This is a genomic window from Nocardia sputorum (genome assembly GCF_027924405.1).
GTDB lineage: Bacteria > Actinomycetota > Actinomycetes > Mycobacteriales > Mycobacteriaceae > Nocardia > Nocardia sputorum.
The window spans coordinates 2,223,569-2,244,810 of record NZ_AP026978.1; the positions used below are offsets into that span (position 1 = coordinate 2,223,569).

Below are 21,242 nucleotides of genomic sequence, written 5' to 3' on the forward strand. Positions count from 1 at the left end.
CGGCATCCCGGCGCGGCAGCGGGGGAGACCACGCGGTGAGCGAACCATGCCTTCCGGCGGCCGACACCCCGGCGAGCCTGTGCCTCTTCTACCGGCAGTGCGGGCTCGCGGCGGCCGTGCAACCGGAACTCGGGCGCATCGTCGTGCCCGCCGGACGGGTGGGTGCGATCACCATGCCCGCTCGGCTGGGGCAGGAGGTGAAGGCGCTGATGCAGGTCCGGCGCCGCGCGCTCGGGCCGATCCTCTCGCATCCGCGCTCGGGACGCTGGACCTATCTGGTGCGGCCGGACCTGCCCGATGAAGTCGGCTTGTTCGCCGAACTGTTCCGCTTGAACGTGTCGGTGGCCCGCTACGGTGCGCAGATCGCGCTGCCGTCGCCCGCCGACCGGTCGCCGTGCTTCCGGGTGTGGGTAGAACCGCCCCGCGATACGTTCCGTCCGTCGGCTTCGGTCGTGGTCGCGGCGATTCGTCTCCGCGCGGGACACCGAGGGTGACCGGGCCGGAGCACCGGTCGCCGCGACCGGACGAGCGAGATGTGCATCTGTCCGTCCAATTCCACGATGTGCGATTGGATTTCGCGGCCTGCGCGACCGCCGCGAAATTGTTCGTCCAGGAGTGGCGCGCCCGTCACTACGAAGACGCGGTCACCGTGCTGCCGGACGATCCGACCGGACTACCCCGCCTGCCGAACGAGCGGTTGTTCCTCGACCCGTGAGCGGCGGTGGGGCGGATGCCCATGGCGTCCGCGCGCCGCGACTGGGCTCGCGGGAAGTCCGCCGGGTACGGCGCGTCGCCCGCCCGCGCTGCGAGCCTTGGTAGCGCTGTACTTCGGCGATCTGTTCGCCGCGATGGTCGCGTCATGGTGTGCGCGGCACTGCCGAAGTTCGACCTTGCGCGGACACCAGCGATCCTTCCTCGCGCACCGGCCCGGTGGCGGTAAGCGGTCGGCAGACGTGCACGGGCGATCGGACATCGCTGGAGCACGAGTCGGGTATCGGCCTGATATGACGAGATCAGCGAACTGGCGAACTGGCCGCAAAGCAACTGTCCTCTGCGTCTCGCGCCGATGCAGCACCGCGGGCTCCGAGGGCGATACCCTTGAACTGGGTAATTCGACGTCGAGGAGCTGATGTGGAAGACCTGCGAGACACGGTCGCATCGTGGGTAGCCGCCGTATGACCGGCCCGGGCTGATTCCGAGCTACCGATGCGTGAACCGATCGATCTTGCCGATTCCGCTGAACGAACCCGCGCGGCGCTCGCCGCCGCCGTGGCGCGATTCTCGGAGGCTTGGGCGTCCGGGTCCCCGCCCGATCTGGCCGCCTTCCTGCCCCGTGAGCAAGCCGAGCGGCGTACGACACTGATCGAATTGATCAAGGTCGATCTGGAATTCCGCTGGCTGCGCTTCGACTTCCCCAAGCGGCTGATCGACTACCGTGCGGAATTCCCCGAGCTACGCGACGGTCCGTTTCCGGCCGATCTCGTCTACGAGGAATTCCACGCCATGCGCCGCAGCGATCGCGGCAGCGACGCCACCGATATGGCCGGGACCGCCACCGCCACGGCGGCCGGTTCCGCGCCCGACCGGGTCACCAGCGACTACCGCAGCACGATGATCGCTCGCCCGAGCGCCCAAGTCGCGCTCGACGCCATCGATGTCGGCGATCGGGTCGATGATTTCGACCTGCTGATGCGGATCGGCGTCGGCGCCTTCGCCCAGGTGTACCTCGCGCGGCAGCAGTCGATGCAGCGATTGGTCGCGGTCAAGATCTCGCACAACCACGGCAACGAGCCGCAGACGCTGGCCCAGCTGGACCACGACTACATCGTGCGCATCTTCGATCAGCGGCTCATCGCCGACGGCGAGCTGAAACTGCTCTATATGCAGTACCTGCCCGGTGGGACACTGCTCGACGTGCTGCGCTTGTCGCGCCTGACGCCGCAGGAGCGGCGCGGTGGGCAACTGCTGCTCGACGCCATCGACCAGGTACTCGCCGACAAAGGAGAGGTCCGGCCGACGGAATCCGCCGTCCGGCTCCGGATCGCCGGACTGACCTGGCCGGAGACCGTCGTCTGGCTCGGGCGCCGGCTCGCGGAGGCGCTGCAGCACGCGTCCGAACGCGGGGTGCTGCACCGCGACATCAAACCCGCGAACGTGTTGCTGAGCGCCGAGGGGATTCCGAAACTGGCCGACTTCAACGTCAGCTTCAGCAACCGGGTGCGGGGCACCAGCCCGCTGGCGTACTTCGGCGGATCGCTGGCGTATATGTCGCCCGAGCAGCTCGAAGCCTGCCACCCCGACCTACCCGGGACCGCCGCGGAACTGGATACGCGAAGCGACATCTTCGCGCTTGCCGTCATGCTGTGGGAGCTGCTCACCGGGCGTCGTCCCTTCGCGGACGAGACATCCGCGGGCGATTCGCAGACGTCGCTGGCCCGGATGATCGAACTGCGGCGCAGACCCATCCATCCGGCGTTCCTGTCGGATCTCCCGCCGGACTGCCCCATGGCACTACGCCGGGTCCTGCTCGAGTGCCTGTCGCCCGACCGGGCCGACCGCTACTCCTCCGGTTCGGAATTGGCGCAGCAACTCGACCTGTGCCTGGAGCAGCGGGCCCGCGATCTCGTCTATCCGCCGCCGCGCAGCTGGCGCGCACGTCTCGCGCGCAGGCCCACGCCCATCCTGTGGTTGTCCTCGCTGGTCGGCGTCGGCCTGGCGACCATCTATATGGCCGTGCACGTCCAGGAACTGATCAGGGAACGCCTGTCCGATCACACGAATTGGCAGCTCAACATGGGGGTGTTCGTCTTCATCCTCATCGCCGGTCCGTTGTCGATCGTCATCTACGCATCCATGTCGCGTGAATTGCTCGCGGTTCCCCGCGGCTTGCGCGCGGGCAGACACTACGACGAGGCGCTGCTCGCGCGGGTGCGATCGCGCACCTTGTTCTGGGGCGACATGTGCGCGCTGAACACCTTTCAGACCGGTGTTTCGGCGACCGTGGTCGGGGTGATGCTGCTGCTCTGGCTCACCGACCTACCGGCGCGCCTGGTGGTCCACGCGGCGACGACCGTTTTGATGGCGGCCGTCATCTCCGTCGCGTACACGTTCTTCCTGTCGACGTTCTACATCGTCCGCTGCGTCTATCCGCTCTACTTCCGTTACAGCCGTACGACGGCGCACGACTCCGGCGTCATCCGCACGCTGCGCCGGAGAACCACGATCTACCTCGCGATCACCGCGTCCGTGCCGCTGGTCGGGGTGCTCGCCGGATTCAGCCTGCTCGAACCCGAGGAACTTCCGCTGGTGCGCGATTCGGTGCTGGGCTTGTGCGCCGTCGGCGGACTGGCGTTCGTCGCCGTGTACTGGCTGTACCGGACGCTCGACGCGGACCTGCGCGCGCTCCAGCGGGTGGTCCGGAGACCGGTGGAAACCACGCGCTGACGCACGACTCAGCTGTCGCGGATGGCGCCGATGCTCGCCTCCCCAGCACACCGGCCCAGGCGGGCGCCGCGTCCGGTGTCCTACCGCTCACGGCAGATGACCAGCGGGCACGGCGCGTGGTGCAGCAGACTCTGGCTCGTCGATCCGACGAGGAGGCCGGTGAGGCGGTTGTGTCCGCGACTGCCGGTCACCATCAGCTGTGCCTTCTCGCCGTGTTCGAGCAGCGCCTGTGCGGGCGTGGCCTTCTCGACCACTTTCGTGACCGTGATGTCCGGGTATTTCTCGCACCATCCGGCCATGCGTTCGGAGAGCAGTTCCTCCTCCTGCTGGGCAAGCGTGTCCCACGCGTCGGGCACCGGCGTCCATTGCAACAGGTCGGGGTCGTTCCACGCGTGCAGGGCGGTCACTTCGACACCCAGCGTGGACGCCAGCTCGAGCGCCGCGCCCACCGCGGCGGAACCGCCGGGGCTGCCGTCGACGCCGACCAGCACGGGCCGTTCGTCCGGCAGCGGCCGGTCGAGCCTGCCCCGCCAGACAGTCACCGGACATGTCGCCCTGTTCGCGACCGTGAGCGCGGTGGACCCCAGCAGCAGCGTGGAGAGCCGGTCCTGGGATTTCGCCGCGACGACGACCATGCGCGCGGCCGCGCTGTGCCGGATCAACTCCCGCGCGGGCGAGCCGTCCTCCACGACCCGCCGGATCTCCAAGTCCGGCTGTTCGGCGTGTAGGGCTTCGAACGCCTCCTGGACTTTTTGCTTCGCCGCCGCTCGTAGTTCGGGTAATAGGTTGGTCTCGGCCAAGGCCGAGGAGGTAATCGGGTGGTCGAGCGCGGGAACGACGCCGAGCAGCATCAGCGGGGCATGCTGCCGATTCGCGACGGCTCCGGCCCAGCGCGCTGCGGCCACAGCGGTCGGGCTGCCGTCGATTCCGACGATGATCGACCGACGATCTGCTGATGCGCTCATGTCGTCTCCGATGCGGCTGTGACAGGGTCGACTTCCACATTCGCAGCGACCGCGCCCTCCGCGCCGGGGGCGGTTGACCCCTGATGGTGGGGACCTAAGACCTTCACCGGGCGAGCTTCCCGGAACGAGTACGGAGCGGGCTACCGAGCGAACCGGGCGACCGCCCGCCGGACGGCGGCGCCCATGGCCGGGTTTCCGGTATGCCCGGCATCATCGATGACCTGCAACTCCGCTTCGGGCCATGCCTGGGCCAGCTGCCAGGCGGTGTACAGCGGGGCGCTCAGGTCGAGTCTGCCGTGGATCAGCACGCCGGGAATGCCCGTCAGCCGGTGCACGTCGCGCAGCAGCTGCCCGTCCTCCAGCCAGGCGGCGTTGGCGAAGTAATGCGTGCAGATCCGCACGAAGGCCAGCAGGGCGGCGTCCGGCTTCGCGCTGTACTGACCGGGGCTGCCCTGGTTCTCGTGCGCGATCACGGCGTCCTCCCACGCGCACCACCGCCGCGCCGCCGCCTCGCGGGTCGGCGCGTCGGGGCTTTCCATCAGCCTCCGGTAGGCGTCGACCAGATCGCCGTGGCGGTCGGCCAGCGGGACGCCGGTGCGGAAGGTCTCCCACTGCTCGGGCAGCAGCCGGGCGACGTCGCGGTAGAGCCAGTCGATCTCCTCCGGCCGGGTCATGGTCACCCCGGCCAGCACGATCTCGCTGACCCGCAACGGATAGCGCTGCGCGTAGGCGAGGATCAGCGTCGAGCCCCAGGAACCGCCGAAGAGCAACCAGCGGTCGATGCCGAGGTGTTCGCGCAGTCGTTCCATGTCCGCGATGAGGTGCTGGGTGGTGTTGTGCGCGAGGTCGACCGCCGGATCGGAGGCGTGCGGCAGACTCTCGCCGCACCCGCGCTGGTCGAACAGGACGATCAGGTAGGCCGCCGGATCGAAGGTTCGGCGCGATCGGCGGGTTCCGCCGCCGCCGGGCCCGCCGTGCACGACCAGCGCCGGTTTGCCGTACGGATTACCGCTGGTCTCCCAATAGATCCGCTGACCGTCGCCGACGTCGAGCAGCCCGTGGGCGTATGGCTCGATATCGGGAAAGGGCTGCGGCGCATCGGATTGCGAGTCGGGCGTGGACACGATCGACCAGGCTACCGTCGAGCGCGGCGCACCGCCCGGCTGGTCGGCGAGCGGGGCGCGTGCGTAGTTCAGGCGGCCTGCGCGGCGGGGTCCGGCTTCGGGGCGGCGACCCGTTCCCGGGTGCGCAGGGAAGCCCACAGCGCGGCGGTGGCGGCGGTGCACGCCGCGGCCCCGCCCACGTGCACGACGACCAGCGCCGCGGGGACGTCGGTGAAGTACTGCACGACGCCGACCAGCGCCTGGGCGCAGACCAGCCCCAGCAGCACGAAGAGGCGGGTGCGCACGGCGGGCGTGATGCCGACCGCGAACAGGCCGAACGCCAAGCCGATCAACAGCGCGAGGTAGCCGACCAGCAGCTGCGAGTGCAGATGCACCAGGGTGACGATCTCGACCTGCAAGCGCTCGACCGGACGTTCGATGCTCTTGTCGCCGGCGTGCGGACCGGCGGCGGTCACCAAGGTGCCCGCGACCAGGACCGCGGCCAGTGCGATCCCGACCAGCACGGTGAGCCAGCGCAGCGGCGCGGGAGCCTGCACGGCGTCGATGCCGTCGTCGGGTTCGCCGATCTTCGCGTACAGCACCACCGCGAGCCACACCATCACCATCGACGCGAGCAGGTGTGTCGAGACGGTCCACCACAGCAGCCCGGTGCGCACCGTGATGCCGCCGATGATCGCCTGCACGACGGTGCCGCCGGGCATCAGCCACGCGTACACCAGCACTTCGCGGCGGCGGCGCGCCTTGGTCACCGCCAGCACGATCGCCGCCGCGCACAGCGTGACCACGAAGGTGAGCAGCCGGTTGGAGAACTCGACCGCCTGATGAAGGGCGGGCACCTCCGACACCGCCACGGGGGTGAAGCTGCCGGGGAAGCACTGCGGCCAGGTGGGGCAGCCGAGCCCGGACGCCGTGACGCGCACGACCGCGCCGGTCACCGAGATCCCGGCTTGGGACAGGATGACCGCGAGCGCGATCAGGCGCTGCGCTCGCAGTGAGGGCAGCGGCAGCTTGTCGACGAGTCGCAAGAACGCGCGATACAGCACGTCGAAAATGGTAGCCGGGCCGGATCCGGCGACTTCACCCGGTCTACTACATTTCGTCGTTGTGCTTCAGTGGAAGCGGAACAGGCGGGTGGCCGCGACCCCCGACACCGCGCCCCATACCGCGAGTACGGCGATCCCGAACCAGTCGACGCCGGTGTGCATCGCGCTCTCCAGCGCTTCGGCCAGCGCCCCCGACGGCACCAGGCGGGCGAGCACGCTCACCACCGTGGGCAGGTCGTCGGCGGCGAACACGATGCTGGCGACGCCGAGCATGACGAACCACAGGATGTTCGCCAGCGCGAGCACCACCTCGGCCTTCAGGGTGCCGCCCAGCAGCAGGCCCATCGCCGCGAACGTGGCGGTGCCGAGCGCGATCACCGCCGCGCCCAGCAGCAGTCCGACGGGTTCCGGCCGCCAGCCCAGCGCGAAGCCGATCAGGCCGAGCAGGACGGCTTGCAGCACGACCACGATCAGCACGGCCGCGCTCTTGCCCGCGATGACGCCCCACCGCGGCAGCGCCGTCGCGCCGAGCCGCTTGAGCGCGCCGTAGCGCCGGTCGAAGCCGACCGCGATGGCCTGACCGGTGAAGGCGGTGGACATGACGGCCACCATCATCACCGCGGGCACGATCTTGTCCACCCGGTGCGTGCCGAGATCACCGAACGGCAGCAGGCTCAGGCCGACCAGCAGGGTGATCGGGATGAACATGGTCAGCAGCAGTTGTTCGCCGTTGCGCAGCAACAGGATCAGCTCGAGCCTGGTCTGCGCGAGCAGCATCGCGGCGCGGGTGCTCGGGCGCGGGCCGGGAGTGAAGGTGCCCGGCGCGAACCGGTTGGCGGTCCGGTCGTGCTCGCTCATCCGCGCAGGTCCCGTCCGGTCAGTTCGAGGAAGACGTCTTCGAGGCGGCGCTGGTCGATCCGGATGTCGGTGGCCAGCACGTTCATACGCGCGCACCACGCCGTGACGGTCGCGAGCACTTGCGGATTGATCTCGCCCTCCACCAGATACGTGCCCGGGGTGGTCTCCCGGGGTGCGAACCCCTCGGGCAGGGCGTTGGCCAGTAATTCCAGATTCAGTTTGGGCGGCGCGCAGAACCGCAGCTGCCCCGCCGCCCCGTGCGCGGTGACCTCGGCCGGGGTGCCGGAGGCGACGATGCGGCCGTGATCGATGATCACCAACTGGTCGGCGAGTTGCTCGGCCTCGTCCATCATGTGCGTGGTCAGCACGACGGTCACCCCGTCGCGGCGCAGGGCATCGATCAGCTCCCAGACGATCAACCTGGCCTGGGCGTCCAGTCCCGCGGTCGGTTCGTCGAGGAACACGATTTCCGGCCTGCCCACCAGCGCGCAGGCCAGCGCGAGGCGCTGCTGCTGGCCGCCGGAGAGGCGGCGATAGGGCGTGCGGCGGTTGTCCTGAAGACCCAGGGTGCGCAGCAACCAGTCGGGGTCGAGCGGATCCGCGGAGTAGGCGGCCACCAGGTCGAGCATCTCGCCCGCCCGCGCACCGGGATACGCGCCGCCGCCCTGGAGCATGACGCCGATGCGGGGGCGCAGCCGTTCGGAATCGGCGACCGGGTCCAAGCCGAGCACGCGCACAGAGCCCGCGTCCGGCGTCGCGAATCCCTCGCACATCTCGACCGTCGTGGTCTTGCCCGCGCCGTTCGGGCCGAGGAGCGCGAGCACCCGCGCCGGCTCCACCTCGAAGGTCAGGCCGTCCACCGCCGTGGTCTCGCCGTAACGCTTGACGACGCCGGCGACGCTGACGGCGGGTCCGGAGGGTGCGCTCACGATGTCACACCGTAGGAGGTGGGCGCCTGTGACGGAGCCGACACCCCCGTCTGCCCGCGCCAGGGCAGCGAATTGCGCGTGATCACGATGAACAGCACGCCGACGATCACGGTGGCGATCGCGGCGCCCACGATCTGGAACACTTCGAGATCGGCGCCGCGCGGCATCAGGATCACGCTGACGATCCCCGAGAACGCCACCGCGGGCACCCGGAACACCGGCCGGGTCGCCCAGGCCGCCATCGGCACGATCGCCCACAGCAGATACCAGGGCTGCACCACCGGGAACAGCAGCACGATCGCGCCGAGCGCCACGCCGAGCGCGCCGACCGGATGCAGCCGCCCGGTGCCGGTGGCGACCAGCATGCGCACGGTGAAGAAGGCCGCGACCACCGCCGCGATCGGGCGGGTGATGCTCAGCAGCGCGGTGGTGTGATCGCCGAGTCCGAGCAGCACACCGCCGAACCCGGTGATGATGCCGAGCGCGGTCGGCAGCGACATCCAGCTGCGCACCGCGTTCGCGGTGTTCAGCGTGTAGATCCAGCCGAATCCGAGTCCGCTCACCGAACTGATGAACAGCGTTGTGCCGATGGCGATCGCGCCGAGCATGGCGGCCGCGATGGCGACCGTGCGCAGCGAAGCGCCCCAGCGCCGCGCCAGCGCCATCCCGACGAACCCGAGCACGATGATCGAGGTGAACTTGATCGACGACGACAGCGTGATGATGATCGACCCGCCGATCAGCCACGCGTAGGCGCGGCCGTCGAACGGGTGGGTGTCCTCGATGGCGCGCAGGCAGAACTCCAGTCCGGCCAGCATCAGGCCGAGCATGAGCGCGTCGTTGTGCACGCCGCCCACCAGATGGAACAGCACCAGCGGGTTCGCCGCGCCGAGCCACAGCGCGCTCACCGCCGCGACGCCACAGCGCGCCGACAGCCGGGGCAGCGCCCAGACGATCAGCGCGACGCCACCCAGCGCGAGGATCCGGTGCACCCAGACGCCCGCGATGATGTTGTCCCCGGTCAGCTCGGCGATGCCCCGGCCGATCCAGAGAAACAGCGGACCGTAGGGCGCGGGGGTGTCACGCCAGATGGTCGGGACGTTGTTGGTGAGCACGTTGTCGATCCCCAGTCCCGCGACCGGCCCTTCTTCGTAGGGATCGATGCCGCGCGCGGCGATCTCGCTCTGCGCCAGATACGAGTAGACGTCGTTGCTGAACAGCGGGGGAGCGACGCTGAGCGGGATGAGCCACAGCAGCAGCGTGCGATCCATTTGCGAGCGGGTCAGCCGGTGGACGGGGGAGCCGCCGATCCCGCCGACCGCGAACCGGCCCAGCAGCAGCCAGGCCAGCACGACCACGACGGTGCCGGTCATGCACATCGCCAGCGAGCCGGTGTGGGCGCGGGCGAAGATGCCGAGCACGCGGACGCCGGAGGTGGGGTTCTGGTGCACCGGCTGCGCGCCGATGCCCAGTGCGCTGATCGCCATCAGCACCGTGCCGGTCGCGCCCATCAGGCGGATCCGGTCGAGCTGCGCCAGCTCCTTGCGATCGAGACCGGGCACCTCGGACTCGTCGCGGTGCAGCACCGCGATCGTGTGATCGGCCGCGGGCACGTCGAGTCCGAGTGCCCGGCGCCCGAAAGCCAGTGTCCTGCGCCGCGCGCCCTCCAGTACCGCCACGCAACGCAGCCTAGTGGGTGCGCGCATCCCGGTCTGTCGTGTCGATGTCAGCGGGGATGACGCGGGTCGGCGGTGCTGATGGAGTCCTCCTCGGGGCGTCGCAGCCATTCCGCTAGCAAGGCGCGTTCGGCGTCGGTGAGCATCGGCAATTCGGGTGCGCCGCACAGCGCGGCCGCGGTGGTGTCGCGCGTGGCGGGGGAGGGGTCTTCGGTCAGTATTACGTGGGTCACCGCCTCGTACATCGCCTCGGCAAGCCCCAGGTCACGCTCTTGTGGCGGGACGGATAACAGGGCCAGCGCGGCGCCGGTCCCGGCGGCGTGGACGAGCTCGACGGCGCGGCGTTCGCCGACCCGGAGCCGACCGGCCGCCGCCACGCGGCGCACGCGATCGCGGAGCACCCGCAGCCCGGCGGCCGCCGCCGGTGAGGCGCTCCCGCGTTGCGGGTCGGCGAGCATCGCGAAGACCGCCGGGTTGGTCAGGGCGAAGTCGATGTGCATGTCCCATCCGGCGCGAAGATCGACCACCGGGTCGTCCTCCTGCTCGACGAGCGTCTTGCCGGCCACGTATGTGGCGAAAACGTGTTCGGCGACGGCATCGAGCAAGGCGTCCTTGTCCTCGAAGAACCGGTAGATGGTCGGCGCCTGCATGCCGGCCGCGTGGGCGACCGCGCGGGTGGTGACAGCGTGCGGACCCTGTTCCCGCAACAGCCGCGCCGCCACCTCCACGATGCGTTCCCGCGTCTCCTGCCTGCTCGCGCCGCTCGATCTCGACTCCGCCATGCGGCAAGTCTAACCGCTGCTACTATCGGTGTTGCTAACAACGATAATAACGTTGATAAGGAGAAGTGATGATCATCGTTACCGGAGCCACCGGACTCCTCGGCTCCCAGATCGTCGAGCGGCTGCTGGAACGGGTACCGGCCGATCGAGTGGGCGTCAGCGTCCGCGACACCGACCGGGCCGGTGACCTGGCCGCCCGCGGAGTGCGGGTGCGGCGCGGCGACTTCACCGACCCGCGATCCCTGGCCGAGGCATTCGAAGGCGCGACCCGAGTGCTGATCGTCTCGGCCGACCTCACCGGGGAGGCGGCCGTCGCAGCGCACGTCGCGGCGATCGACGCCGCATGCGCCGCGGGCGCCCGGCGCATCCTGTACACCAGCCACCAGGCCGCCGCCGCCGATTCGCTGTTCGCCCCCATGCCGGACCACGCCGCGACCGAGCGGTATCTGGCAACGACCGGCACACCGTTCACCGCGCTGCGCAACGGGTTCTACGCCGCCACCGTCCCGCTCCTGCTGGGCACCGCGCTGGACACCGGTGAACTCCGTGCCCCGGCCGATGGCCCCGTCTCCTGGACCACCCATGCCGACCTCGCCGAAGCGGCGGCGATCATCCTCGCCGACGAGAGCCGCTTCGACGGGCCGACTCCGCCCCTGACCGCCCCGGACGCCCTCGACCTCGACGACATCGCCGCCCTCCTCGGCGAACGGACCGGACGAACGATCCGCCGCGTCGTCGTCGAGGACGCCGAATGGGCCGCCTCCCTGGTCGCTCACGGTGTCCCCGAGGACCGGGCGGCCATGCTGCTCGGCATGTTCCGAGCCGCGCGCCGCGGGGAATTCGCCGCTACCGCAAGCGAGCTGGAAACCCTGCTCCAGCGCCCCGCCGAACCAGTTGCTTCGGTCCTGCAGGCATCCGCCGCCCACTGAGCGCGACCTCGTCGACAGCGCGTAAACGGCTGCGCGGCAGGCAATATTCAGGTCTCGTCGGATTACCCGAACGGAGATGCCATCCACCTGGCGACTCATGCCATGGGTCTGCGGTTGTTCGCCGACAGTGAGAACGGCACCGGGCTGACGTTGTGCGATCCGCAAGGGCGGCCGCGAATACGGTTGCGCGTAGCTATGGACGGCACACCATCCATCGCCATCCTCGACGAACAAGGCGCCGTCGTAAAGCAGTTGTAGGCGGCTCGGCTCTTCCACCGCGAACGGACCCCGCTCGTTCCGCCCGGACCCGTCCCGCGCACGCGGCACAATCGACGCATGGTTTCGGAGTCCAGGCGGCGGATCGAGGTGGCCGCGTCCGGGCTGCTGGCGCGGCACGGGTATCACGGGTTCGGTTTGAAGGCGTTGAGCGAGGCGGCCGAACTGCCGTACGGCTCGATCTACCACCACTTCCCGGGTGGCAAGGAGGAGATCGCGGTCGCGGCGATCACCGGGACGGGCGTGCTCACCGGCCGGATGATCCGGCAGGCGCCGACCGACGTGTTCGCCACGTTGGCCACGCTGTTCGAATTCATGGCGGGCAAGCTCGCGGACTCGGAATGGACCGACGGGTGCCCGATCGGGACGCCCGCGCTGGACGGCGGCAGTGACGTGGAAGCGGTGCGCTCGGCGTGCGTGCGCGCCTTCGACACCATGGAGCAGGCGTTCGCCGGACTGCTCGCCGAACTCGGACTCCGCGGGGAGGAGGCGGCGGAGCTGGCCGCCACGGTGGTCGCCGCCTACGAGGGCGCGACGATCCTGGCTCGCATCCGGCAGTCGGACGCTCCGCTGCGCACGGTGGCGAAGTCGATGGAGCGGCTCATCAGGTCGACGTTCGCGGCGGCGGGGATCGGCGGCGCCGTCGCGGCGGGGGATGGTTCGGTCGAAAGTGAGCCCGGCAGGGCGACCTCATCCGGAAATTTTCCGGAAATGGCCGCACAGCGGGGCGATGCGGGTGAAACCGTTGACTAGAAAGAACGTTCTAGCGACACTCGGACGATGAAGCGTCTGATGCTGACCGGTCCCGGCGCGATGCGCTGGGAAGAACATCCGGAACCTGTGCTGAGCGGACCCGGCCAGGCGCTGGTGCGGCCGGTCGCGCTGGCCACCTGTGACCTGGACCCGGCCGTCCTGCGCGGCGCGTTCCCGCTGCCCGGGCCGTATCCGTTCGGGCACGAAGGGGTGGCCGAAGTGGTCGAGGCCGGGCCGGAAGTCCGCGGCGTCGCGGTGGGCGACCTGGTGGTGGTGCCGTTCCAGATCTCCTGCGGCGCGTGCCGGTCCTGTGCGCGCGGGCGGACCGGGAACTGCGCGAGCCATCCGCGCCTGTCCAGTTTCGGTCTCGGCCCCATGGGCGGGCTGGACTGGGGCGGGCTGTGGGCGGACCTGGCGCTGGTGCCGCACGCCGACGCCATGCTGGTGCGGCTGCCTTCCGGCGTCGACCCGGCCGCGGTGGCGAGTGCCAGCGACAACATTCCCGACGCCTACCGCTCGGTCGGACCGCAATTGGCGGCGGATCCCGCCGCCGAAGTGCTGGTGATCGGCGGCCCAGCCGCGCCGTCCATCGGTCTGTACGCCGCCGGGCTCGCGGTGGCGCTCGGCTCCGCCCGCGTCGTCTATCTCGACGACTCCGTCGAGCGGTTGAATATCGCGAAATCCTTCGGGGCCGACGCGATCGAAGGCCCACCCGCCGCGCGGGTCGGGCGTTTCCCGATCGTGGTGGAGGCGGCGGGCGGGGCCAAGGCGCTGCGCGCGGCGATCGATGCCACGGCTTACGACGGCTGGTGCACGAGCGTCAGCGTCCAGTTGCAGGACGTGGCCCTGCCGATCCTGGACATGTACACCCGCTGCTGCACCTTCCACACCGGCCGCGCGCACGTGCGCCCGGTCATTCCCGAGGTGCTCGAACTCGTCGCGGCCGGTCGCTTCGATCCGTCGCTGGTCACCACCGCGACGGCGGCGTGGGACGAGGCGGTGGACGCGCTGCTGGAGACGCCGATGAAACTGGTCGCGGTGCGCTGAGCGCCTGTGACGAACAGCACTGCGGGCCGCCGCCGCCCTACGTCGACCACGCCGCGGCTGCGGTGCCGGAAGCCGGGGCTTCCCGCGCCCGCCCCCCGCTCGGTTCCGCTCGGCATTTTCTCTGCGCAGGTCAGCCGGGGGAGAGGGGTGCGGAGCCGGTGTTTCGAGGGTGGACACTTGTCCGGGCTGTCCGCGCGCGACTGTCCACGGCGCCGGAATACCCGCAGGTCGATCGGGCCGCTGACTCAGGGCACCCTTATTAGATTTCGGGAACGAATTCCGCCACACTGATGTTGTGAAAACCGTGGGTTTGCGGAGGAACGACGAAGGGGCTGGTCGCCGGACCGGCGCCGGGTCGGCTGCTGCCCCCGCGACGGTCGGCGGCGAAGGGCACACCCGAGCGGCCATCGTCCAGCTGCTGCTGGAGGAAGGACCGATCACCGCCACCGCGATCGGGAACAGGCTCGGCCTGGCACCGGCGGGTGTGCGCAGGCATTTGGACGCCTTGATCGAGTCCGGTCAGGCGCGAGCAGGTCGATCGGCACCGTGGCAGCAGAAAGGCCGGGGCCGTCCGGCCAAGCAGTACCAGCTCACCGCCGCCGGACGAGGCCAGCTCGGTCACGCCTACGACGATCTGGCGGGGGCCGCGATCCGGCAGCTCGGGGAGATCGGCGGCGAACAGGCCATCACCGAGTTCGCCCGCAAACGAGCACGCACTATCGTGGCCGGGATCGAACCGGTCGGCGAGCACACCACGGAACAGACCGAGGCCAAGGCCGAGGAGATCGCCGAGGCGTTCACCGACGCGGGGTTCGCCGCCACCACCCGCAAGGTGGGCGCGGGCGTGCAGATCTGCCAGCACCACTGCCCCGTGGCGCACGTCGCCGAGGAGTTCCCGCAGCTGTGCGCGGCGGAGCTCGAGGCGTTCCGCGAGCTGCTCGGCACCCACGTGCAGCGGCTGGCCACGATCGCCAACGGCGACTGCGCGTGCACCACGCATGTGCCGCTGCTCGTGCTGCCCGCCGACCGCACCAGAACGTCAGCACCAACCGCTGCACAGCCCGCAGCGGTACGAACGAACGACTCCGGAAGGAGTGCCGAATGACGACGACCACCGACCAGGTGCAACCGCTCACCCAGGAAGAGGCCATCGCCTCGCTGGGTAAATACGGTTACGGCTGGGCCGATTCGGATGTGGCCGGCGCCAGCGCGCAACGAGGTCTGTCCGAGGCGGTTGTCCGCGACATCTCGGCGAAGAAGAACGAGCCGGAATGGATGCTCGAACAGCGGCTGAAGGCCCTGCGCATCTTCGATCGCAAGCCGATGCCGCTGTGGGGCTCCAACCTCGATGGCATCGACTTCGACAACATCAAGTACTTCGTCCGCTCCACCGAGAAGCAGGCCGCTTCCTGGGACGAGCTGCCGGAGGACATCAAGAACACCTACGACAAGCTGGGCATCCCCGAGGCGGAGAAGCAGCGGCTGGTCGCCGGTGTCGCCGCGCAGTACGAGTCCGAGGTCGTGTACCACCAGATCCGCGAGGACCTGGAGGCCCAAGGCGTGATCTTCCTGGACACCGACACCGGGCTCAAAGAGCACCCGGAGATCTTCCAGCAGTACTTCGGCTCGGTCATCCCCGCGGGCGACAACAAGTTCTCCGCGCTGAACACCGCGGTGTGGTCGGGCGGGTCGTTCATCTACGTGCCGCCGGGCGTGCACGTCGACATCCCGCTGCAGGCCTACTTCCGGATCAACACCGAGAACATGGGCCAGTTCGAGCGGACCCTGATCATCGTCGACGAGGGCGCGTACGTGCACTACGTCGAGGGCTGCACCGCGCCGATCTACAAGTCCGACTCGCTGCACTCCGCGGTGGTGGAGATCATCGTGAAGAAGGGCGGCCGCTGCCGCTACACCACCATCCAGAACTGGTCGAACAACGTCTACAACCTGGTCACCAAGCGGGCCAAGGCCGAGGCGGGCGCGACCATGGAGTGGATCGACGGCAACATCGGCTCCAAGGTCACCATGAAGTACCCCGCGGTCTGGATGACCGGCGAGTACGCCAAGGGCGAGGTGCTCTCGGTGGCGTTCGCCGGTGAGGGCCAGCACCAGGACACCGGCGCCAAGATGCTGCACCTCGCGCCGCACACCTCCTCGACCATCGTGTCGAAGTCGGTGGCGCGCGGCGGCGGCCGGGCCTCCTACCGCGGCCTGGTCCAGGTGAACAAGGGCGCGCACGGCTCGAAGTCGACGGTGAAGTGCGACGCGCTGCTGGTCGACACGATCAGCCGCTCGGACACCTACCCCTACGTCGACATCCGCGAGGACGACGTGACCATGGGTCACGAGGCGACCGTCTCCAAGGTCTCCGAGGACCAGCTGTTCTACCTGATGAGCCGCGGCCTCACCGAGGACGAGGCGATGGCGATGGTGGTGCGCGGCTTCGTCGAGCCGATCGCCAAGGAACTGCCGATGGAGTACGCGCTCGAACTGAACCGCCTGATCGAACTGCAGATGGAAGGAGCCGTCGGCTGATGGCCGTCGAGAACGTCGCCGAAGCCGCCGAGGCTCGTACCCCCGCGATCAACAAGGGCGAGGTCTTCACCTCGTTCGACGTCAACGCCTTCGAGGTGCCTTCCGCCAAGGACGAGGCGTGGCGGTTCACCCCGCTGCGCCGCCTGCGCGGACTGCAGGACGGCAGCGCGGTCCGCGACGGCCGCGCGACCGTCGAGGTCGCCGCGTCCGAGGGCGTGACGGTCGAGACGGTCGACCGCGCCGACACCCGGCTCGGCGAAGGCGGCGTGCCGTCCGATCGCGTTGCCGCGCAGGCGTATTCGGGCTTCGAGCAAGCCACCGTCGTGTCGGTCGGCAAGGAGGTCGAGGTCGCCGAACCGGTGACCGTCACGATCACCGGCCCCGGCGAGGGCAAGACCGCCTACGGCCACCTGCAGATCCGGCTGGACCGCTTCGCCAAGGCCACCGTGGTCATCGACCAGCGCGGCAGCGGAACCTACGCCGAGAACGTCGAATTCGTGCTCGGTGATTCGGCTTCGCTGACCGTCGTCGCCGTGCAGGACTGGGCAGACGACGCCGTGCACGCCACCGCCCACCACGCCAAGCTGGGCCGCGACGCCACGCTGCGGCACACCTCGGTCACCCTCGGCGGCGACCTGGTGCGCCTGACCGGAAACGTCCGCTACGACGGACCCGGCGGCGACGCCGAACTGCTCGGCCTCTACTTCGCCGACGCGGGCCAGCACTTCGAACAGCGCCTGCTGGTCGATCACGCGGTGCCGAACTGCAAGTCGAACGTGCTGTACAAGGGTGCGCTGCAAGGCGATCCGCACTCGCCGAAGGGCGACGCTCGCACCGTGTGGGTCGGCGACGTGCTCATCCGCGCCGCCGCCGAGGGCACCGACACCTTCGAGGTGAACCGCAACCTGGTGCTCACCGACGGCGCGCGGGCGGACTCGGTGCCGAACCTGGAGATCGAGACCGGCGAGATCGTCGGCGCCGGGCACGCGTCCGCGACCGGCAGGTTCGACGACGAGCAGCTGTTCTACCTGCGCGCCCGCGGCATCCCGGAGGACGCCGCCCGCCGCCTGGTGGTGCGCGGTTTCTTCCACGAGATCATCCAGAAGATCGCGGTGCCCGAGGTCCGGCAGCGGCTGGAGGCGGCCATCGAGGCCGAACTCGCCGCCATCGGCGCCTGATCAACGACCCCCATACCTGGCAAAGGAATCCGAATTCGATGACCACCCTGGAAATCAAGGACCTGCACGTCGAGGTCGCCAACCCCGACGAGTCCGGCGAGCCCATCAAGATCCTCAAGGGCGTGAACCTCACGGTGAAATCCGGTGAGACGCACGCCATCATGGGCCCCAACGGCTCGGGCAAGTCGACGCTGTCCTACGCGATCGCCGGTCACCCGAAGTACACGGTGACCTCCGGCTCGATCACCCTCGACGGCGAGGACGTGCTGGCGATGTCGGTGGACGAGCGCGCGCGTGCGGGCCTGTTCCTCGCCATGCAGTACCCGGTCGAGGTTCCCGGCGTCTCGATGTCGAACTTCCTGCGCACCGCCGCCACCGCCGTGCGCGGCGAGGCCCCCAAGCTGCGGCACTGGGTCAAGGAGGTGAAGGAGTCGATGAGCGAACTGGAGATCGACGCCGCCTTCGCCGAGCGCAGCGTGAACGAGGGCTTCTCCGGCGGCGAGAAGAAGCGCCACGAGATCCTCCAGCTGGGGCTGCTCAAGCCGAAGATCGCCATCCTGGACGAGACCGACTCCGGCTTGGACGTCGACGCGCTGCGCATCGTCTCCGAAGGGGTCAACCGCTACAAGGAGCGGGAGAACGGCGGCGTTCTGCTGATCACGCACTACACCCGCATTCTGCGCTACATCCAGCCGCAGTTCGTGCACGTCTTCGTCGGCGGCCGCATCGTCGCCGAGGGCGGCCCCGAGCTCGCCGAGGAACTCGACGCCAACGGCTACGTCCGCTTCACTCAGACCGCTACCGCTGGAGCCTGATATGACCGCTACGGTCCGCACCCTCGACGTCGCCCGCATCCGGGCCGACTTCCCGATCCTGAACCGCACGGTCCGGGACGGGAAACCGTTGGTGTATCTGGACTCCGGCGCGACCGCACAGCGGCCGATCGAGGTGCTCGAAGCCGAACGCGACTTCCTGATCACCAGCAACTCGGCGGTGCACCGCGGCGCGCACCAGCTGGCCGAGGAAGCGACCGACGCCTACGAGGGCGCCCGGGCCGATATCGCGCGGTTCGTCGGCGTCGACGCGGGCGAGATCGTGTTCACCAAGAACGCCACCGAGTCGCTGAACCTGGTGACCTACGCGTTCGCCGACGACAGGTTCCCGCACCACGTGGGACCGGGCGACGAGATCGTCGTCACCGAGCTGGAACACCACGCGAATCTGGTGCCCTGGCAGGAGCTGGCCCGTCGCACCGGCGCCACGCTCAAGTGGTACGGCGTGACCGACGACGGCCGGATCGACCTGGAATCGCTGGAATTGTCGCCCGCCACCAAGGTGATCGCGTTCACCCACCAGTCCAACGTCACCGGCGCCGTGGCTCCGGTCGAGGAGCTGGTCCGCCGGGCGAAGGCGGTGGGCGCGCTGGTCGTGCTCGACGCCTGCCAGTCGGTGCCGCACATGCCGGTCGACTTCCGTTCCCTCGGTGTGGATTTCGCCGCGTTCTCCGGTCACAAGATGCTCGGTCCCTCCGGCGTCGGCGTGCTCTTCGGCCGCCGCGCGCTGCTGGAGGACATGCCGCCGTTCATCACCGGCGGTTCCATGATCGAGACGGTCTTCATGGACCACAGCACCTACGCGCCGCCGCCGCAGCGTTTCGAGGCCGGTGTGCCGATGACCTCGCAGGTGGTCGGATTGGGCGCGGCTGTGCGGTATCTCGAAGAGATCGGCATGGACGCGGTCGCGGCGCACGAGCACACGCTGGTGGGCGCGGCGCTGGAAGGACTGGCCGGGATCGACGGCGTGCGGGTGATCGGGCCCGCCGAGAACGTCGATCGCGGCGGTGCGGTCGCGTTCGTCGTCGACGGCATCCACGCCCACGACGTCGGGCAGATCCTGGACGACGAGGGCGTCGCCATCCGCGTGGGCCACCACTGCGCGTGGCCGCTGCACCGGCGTTTCGGCGTCGCCGCCACCGCGCGTGCCTCCTTCGCGGTCTACAACACCGTGGCCGAGGTGGACGCGCTGGTCGCCGCCGTGCGGAAGGCACAGAGCTTCTTCGGAGTTGCATAAGACATGCGCATGGAGCAGATGTACCAGGAAGTGATCCTGGATCACTACAAGCACCCGCATCACCGGGGGCTGCGCGAGCCGTTCGGGGCCGAGGTGCACCACGTGAACCCGACCTGCGGCGACGAGGTGACCTTGCGCGTGCGGTTGGACGACGACGGTGACATCGCCGACGTCTCCTACGACGGGCAGGGCTGCTCGATCAGCCAGGCCGCCACCTCGATCCTCACCGACCAGGTCATCGGGCTGCCGGTGCAACAGGCGCTGAAGGTGGTCGACTCCTACAGTGAGATGATCTCCAGCCGCGGCACCATCGAGGGCGACGAGGACGTGATCGGCGACGGCATCGCCTTGGCGGGTGTCTCGAAGTACCCCGCGCGGGTGAAATGCGCGCTGCTCGGGTGGATGGCGTTCAAGGACGCCGTCCTCAGGATCGGCCCCGAGCAGCCCGCCGGCGCCGCGGAAGAGAACTGACACCGTCCGATGGGAAACGGGGAAGCGTCATGAGTGACACACCGGCCACCGACACGACCGAACCGGCCGCGCCGGCCGCCGAACCGGCCGAGCTGTCCGCGGAGGACATCAAGCTGCTCGAGGACATCGAAGAGGCGATGCGCGACGTCGTCGACCCGGAACTGGGCATCAACGTCGTCGACCTGGGTCTGGTCTATGGATTGCGCGTCGAGGAGGAGAACATCGCGGTCCTCGACATGACGCTGACCTCGGCGGCCTGCCCGCTGACCGACGTCATCGAGGACCAGTCCCGCAACGCGCTGGTGCGCAGCGGGCTGGTGGAAGACCTGAAGATCAACTGGGTCTGGATGCCGCCGTGGGGGCCGGACAAGATCACCGAGGACGGCCGCGAGCAGTTGCGCGCCCTCGGGTTCACGGTGTAATCGCCAGAGCTGGTAGCAGCCGCCGGGCAGTGCCTGAACAAGGTGCTGCCCGGCGGCTGCGTCATATGCCGCGTGCAGTGGTAGTGGTCCGGTCACCGGCGACCCTTACCGGTCACTACCCATCCGCACGGCCGCACCGACCGCTGCTCGGCGCGAAGGGCTTTCGTCAGACGAGCGCCTACCGCGCCGGTATCACGGACCTGCCCACGGTGGGAAGCCTGTTTTTGGACAAAGCGTACGAGTCCGGCGATGATCTGACCCCACAGACGAGAGACGGGGAGGATCCTCACATGTCGGTGCCGCACAAGGCTGCCCTCGGGCTCGCGGCGGTGTCGGCCGCCACCTGCGCCGTGGTCGGCGCTCCTGCGGGTGAAGCGCGTGCGGCGACCTACTATGGCGCGCTGGCGTTTTCCTCCAGCACAGGCGCCGTCACTTCGGCGGTGGACTATGCGAGCGCCGCCGCCGCGGACAGCGCGGCTCGCGCTCAATGCGGTGTCGCCGACTGTCGGACGGTGGTGCAGTTCTGGAACGCCTGTGGGTCCGTGGTGCGCGGCGCCGACGGCAGACACGGATGGGCGTGGGGCGCCACCCGTGCCGAAGCCGAACGCCGGGCCATCGAGGTCCTCGGTCCGAGCGCACCGCCGTTCCCCGATCTCGGCAGCGCCATCCCCCGGCCGGGAACGGTCCGTTTGACAGCCTGCACGTCGACTGCCGGGTAGCCTCAGCGCCGCATGGAC

At 69.4% G+C, this 21,242-nt stretch carries 21 protein-coding genes; 14 read left to right on the forward strand and 7 right to left on the reverse strand.

The features are described from left to right. The first annotated feature begins 35 nt into the window (after window positions 1-35). The 3 genes from QMG86_RS10350 (at window position 36) to QMG86_RS10360 (ending at window position 3,444) form a co-directional block, all read left to right on the forward strand. Window positions 36-494, forward strand: coding sequence for a DNA-directed RNA polymerase subunit beta (locus tag QMG86_RS10350; protein ID WP_281879134.1), 459 nt, complete (start codon window positions 36-38; stop codon window positions 492-494). A gap of 41 nt (window positions 495-535) precedes the next feature. Beyond that, window positions 536-715, forward strand: a complete 180-nt coding sequence (locus QMG86_RS10355; protein ID WP_281879136.1) for a hypothetical protein — start codon at window positions 536-538, stop codon at window positions 713-715. 491 nt (window positions 716-1,206) lie between these two features. Beyond that, entirely contained in the window at window positions 1,207-3,444 is a 2,238-nt protein-coding gene (locus QMG86_RS10360; protein ID WP_281879138.1) for a serine/threonine-protein kinase, read from the forward strand. A gap of 80 nt (window positions 3,445-3,524) precedes the next feature. On the opposite strand, the gene QMG86_RS10365 is transcribed toward QMG86_RS10360, so the two are convergent. From QMG86_RS10365 to QMG86_RS10395, 7 genes are all read right to left on the reverse strand, one after another. Beyond that, the gene (locus tag QMG86_RS10365) at window positions 3,525-4,409 is read right to left on the reverse strand and encodes a universal stress protein (RefSeq protein ID WP_281879140.1); all 885 of its coding nucleotides are present in this window, start codon (window positions 4,407-4,409) and stop codon (window positions 3,525-3,527) included. A gap of 140 nt (window positions 4,410-4,549) precedes the next feature. Further along, complete coding sequence (pip, locus tag QMG86_RS10370; RefSeq protein WP_281879142.1) at window positions 4,550-5,533, reverse strand: prolyl aminopeptidase; 984 nt, start codon at window positions 5,531-5,533, stop codon at window positions 4,550-4,552. Window positions 5,534-5,601: 68 nt separating this feature from the next. Then, complete coding sequence (locus tag QMG86_RS10375; protein ID WP_281879143.1) at window positions 5,602-6,576, reverse strand: COX15/CtaA family protein; 975 nt, start codon at window positions 6,574-6,576, stop codon at window positions 5,602-5,604. A gap of 66 nt (window positions 6,577-6,642) precedes the next feature. Next, complete coding sequence (locus QMG86_RS10380) at window positions 6,643-7,434, reverse strand: ABC transporter permease (protein ID WP_281879145.1); 792 nt, start codon at window positions 7,432-7,434, stop codon at window positions 6,643-6,645. Next, entirely contained in the window at window positions 7,431-8,363 is a 933-nt protein-coding gene (locus QMG86_RS10385; protein WP_281879146.1) for an ABC transporter ATP-binding protein, read from the reverse strand. Before QMG86_RS10385 ends, QMG86_RS10380 begins: the two co-directional genes overlap by 4 nt. Continuing rightward, window positions 8,360-10,069 carry a polyprenol phosphomannose-dependent alpha 1,6 mannosyltransferase MptB gene (gene mptB / locus QMG86_RS10390; protein ID WP_434085570.1) on the reverse strand — a complete coding sequence of 570 codons (1,710 nt, stop codon included), beginning with the start codon at window positions 10,067-10,069 and terminating at the stop codon, window positions 8,360-8,362. The genes QMG86_RS10385 and mptB overlap by 4 nt, the downstream gene beginning before the upstream one ends. Before the next feature lie 20 nt (window positions 10,070-10,089). Next, complete coding sequence (locus QMG86_RS10395; RefSeq protein ID WP_281879148.1) at window positions 10,090-10,821, reverse strand: TetR/AcrR family transcriptional regulator; 732 nt, start codon at window positions 10,819-10,821, stop codon at window positions 10,090-10,092. A gap of 68 nt (window positions 10,822-10,889) precedes the next feature. Between QMG86_RS10395 and QMG86_RS10400 the strand changes: the two genes are divergently transcribed. The 11 genes from QMG86_RS10400 to QMG86_RS10450 all read left to right on the forward strand — a co-directional run bounded on the left by QMG86_RS10400 (window position 10,890) and on the right by QMG86_RS10450 (window position 21,224). Next, window positions 10,890-11,750 carry an NmrA family NAD(P)-binding protein gene (locus QMG86_RS10400; RefSeq protein ID WP_281879150.1) on the forward strand — a complete coding sequence of 287 codons (861 nt, stop codon included), beginning with the start codon at window positions 10,890-10,892 and terminating at the stop codon, window positions 11,748-11,750. Between the two features lie 336 nt (window positions 11,751-12,086). Further along, entirely contained in the window at window positions 12,087-12,779 is a 693-nt protein-coding gene (locus QMG86_RS10405) for a TetR/AcrR family transcriptional regulator (RefSeq protein ID WP_281879151.1), read from the forward strand. A gap of 27 nt (window positions 12,780-12,806) precedes the next feature. Beyond that, window positions 12,807-13,826: a zinc-dependent alcohol dehydrogenase gene (locus tag QMG86_RS10410; RefSeq protein ID WP_281879153.1), complete on the forward strand. Its 1,020-nt coding sequence runs from the start codon at window positions 12,807-12,809 to the stop codon at window positions 13,824-13,826. 304 nt (window positions 13,827-14,130) lie between these two features. After that, window positions 14,131-14,931 (forward strand): helix-turn-helix transcriptional regulator, encoded by an 801-nt coding sequence (locus QMG86_RS10415; RefSeq protein WP_281880897.1) that lies wholly within the window; start codon window positions 14,131-14,133, stop codon window positions 14,929-14,931. Then, window positions 14,928-16,364, forward strand: coding sequence for a Fe-S cluster assembly protein SufB (sufB, locus tag QMG86_RS10420; RefSeq protein ID WP_043727016.1), 1,437 nt, complete (start codon window positions 14,928-14,930; stop codon window positions 16,362-16,364). Before QMG86_RS10415 ends, sufB begins: the two co-directional genes overlap by 4 nt. Next, window positions 16,364-17,542 (forward strand): Fe-S cluster assembly protein SufD, encoded by a 1,179-nt coding sequence (gene sufD, locus QMG86_RS10425; RefSeq protein WP_281879154.1) that lies wholly within the window; start codon window positions 16,364-16,366, stop codon window positions 17,540-17,542. The genes sufB and sufD overlap by 1 nt, the downstream gene beginning before the upstream one ends. Before the next feature lie 38 nt (window positions 17,543-17,580). After that, window positions 17,581-18,357 (forward strand): Fe-S cluster assembly ATPase SufC, encoded by a 777-nt coding sequence (gene sufC / locus QMG86_RS10430; RefSeq protein WP_281879155.1) that lies wholly within the window; start codon window positions 17,581-17,583, stop codon window positions 18,355-18,357. A 1-nt stretch (window position 18,358) separates the two neighbouring features. Continuing rightward, a complete protein-coding gene (locus QMG86_RS10435; protein ID WP_281879157.1) occupies window positions 18,359-19,612 on the forward strand; it encodes a cysteine desulfurase in 1,254 nt (417 codons plus the stop codon). 3 nt (window positions 19,613-19,615) lie between these two features. Further along, window positions 19,616-20,083 carry a Fe-S cluster assembly sulfur transfer protein SufU gene (gene sufU, locus QMG86_RS10440; protein ID WP_281879158.1) on the forward strand — a complete coding sequence of 156 codons (468 nt, stop codon included), beginning with the start codon at window positions 19,616-19,618 and terminating at the stop codon, window positions 20,081-20,083. 29 nt (window positions 20,084-20,112) lie between these two features. Then, on the forward strand, window positions 20,113-20,505 hold the full coding sequence (locus QMG86_RS10445; protein WP_159837593.1) for a metal-sulfur cluster assembly factor: 393 nt from the start codon (window positions 20,113-20,115) through the stop codon (window positions 20,503-20,505). A 290-nt stretch (window positions 20,506-20,795) separates the two neighbouring features. Continuing rightward, window positions 20,796-21,224: a DUF4189 domain-containing protein gene (locus tag QMG86_RS10450; RefSeq protein ID WP_281879159.1), complete on the forward strand. Its 429-nt coding sequence runs from the start codon at window positions 20,796-20,798 to the stop codon at window positions 21,222-21,224. The last annotated feature ends 18 nt before the right edge of the window (window positions 21,225-21,242 follow it).

Coding starts and splice junctions, on each gene's coding strand:
- mptB (WP_434085570.1), bottom strand. CDS start 10,069: ATGCGCGCACCCACTAGGCTGCGTTGCGTGGCGGTACTGGAGGGCGCG.
- QMG86_RS10400 (WP_281879150.1), top strand. CDS start 10,890: ATGATCATCGTTACCGGAGCCACCGGACTCCTCGGCTCCCAGATCGTC.
- QMG86_RS10445 (WP_159837593.1), top strand. CDS start 20,113: ATGAGTGACACACCGGCCACCGACACGACCGAACCGGCCGCGCCGGCC.
- sufC (WP_281879155.1), top strand. CDS start 17,581: ATGACCACCCTGGAAATCAAGGACCTGCACGTCGAGGTCGCCAACCCC.
- sufB (WP_043727016.1), top strand. CDS start 14,928: ATGACGACGACCACCGACCAGGTGCAACCGCTCACCCAGGAAGAGGCC.
- sufU (WP_281879158.1), top strand. CDS start 19,616: ATGCGCATGGAGCAGATGTACCAGGAAGTGATCCTGGATCACTACAAG.
- QMG86_RS10435 (WP_281879157.1), top strand. CDS start 18,359: ATGACCGCTACGGTCCGCACCCTCGACGTCGCCCGCATCCGGGCCGAC.
- QMG86_RS10405 (WP_281879151.1), top strand. CDS start 12,087: ATGGTTTCGGAGTCCAGGCGGCGGATCGAGGTGGCCGCGTCCGGGCTG.
- QMG86_RS10360 (WP_281879138.1), top strand. CDS start 1,207: ATGCGTGAACCGATCGATCTTGCCGATTCCGCTGAACGAACCCGCGCG.
- QMG86_RS10380 (WP_281879145.1), bottom strand. CDS start 7,434: ATGAGCGAGCACGACCGGACCGCCAACCGGTTCGCGCCGGGCACCTTC.
- QMG86_RS10365 (WP_281879140.1), bottom strand. CDS start 4,409: ATGAGCGCATCAGCAGATCGTCGGTCGATCATCGTCGGAATCGACGGC.
- sufD (WP_281879154.1), top strand. CDS start 16,364: ATGGCCGTCGAGAACGTCGCCGAAGCCGCCGAGGCTCGTACCCCCGCG.
- QMG86_RS10410 (WP_281879153.1), top strand. CDS start 12,807: ATGAAGCGTCTGATGCTGACCGGTCCCGGCGCGATGCGCTGGGAAGAA.
- QMG86_RS10450 (WP_281879159.1), top strand. CDS start 20,796: ATGTCGGTGCCGCACAAGGCTGCCCTCGGGCTCGCGGCGGTGTCGGCC.
- QMG86_RS10395 (WP_281879148.1), bottom strand. CDS start 10,821: ATGGCGGAGTCGAGATCGAGCGGCGCGAGCAGGCAGGAGACGCGGGAA.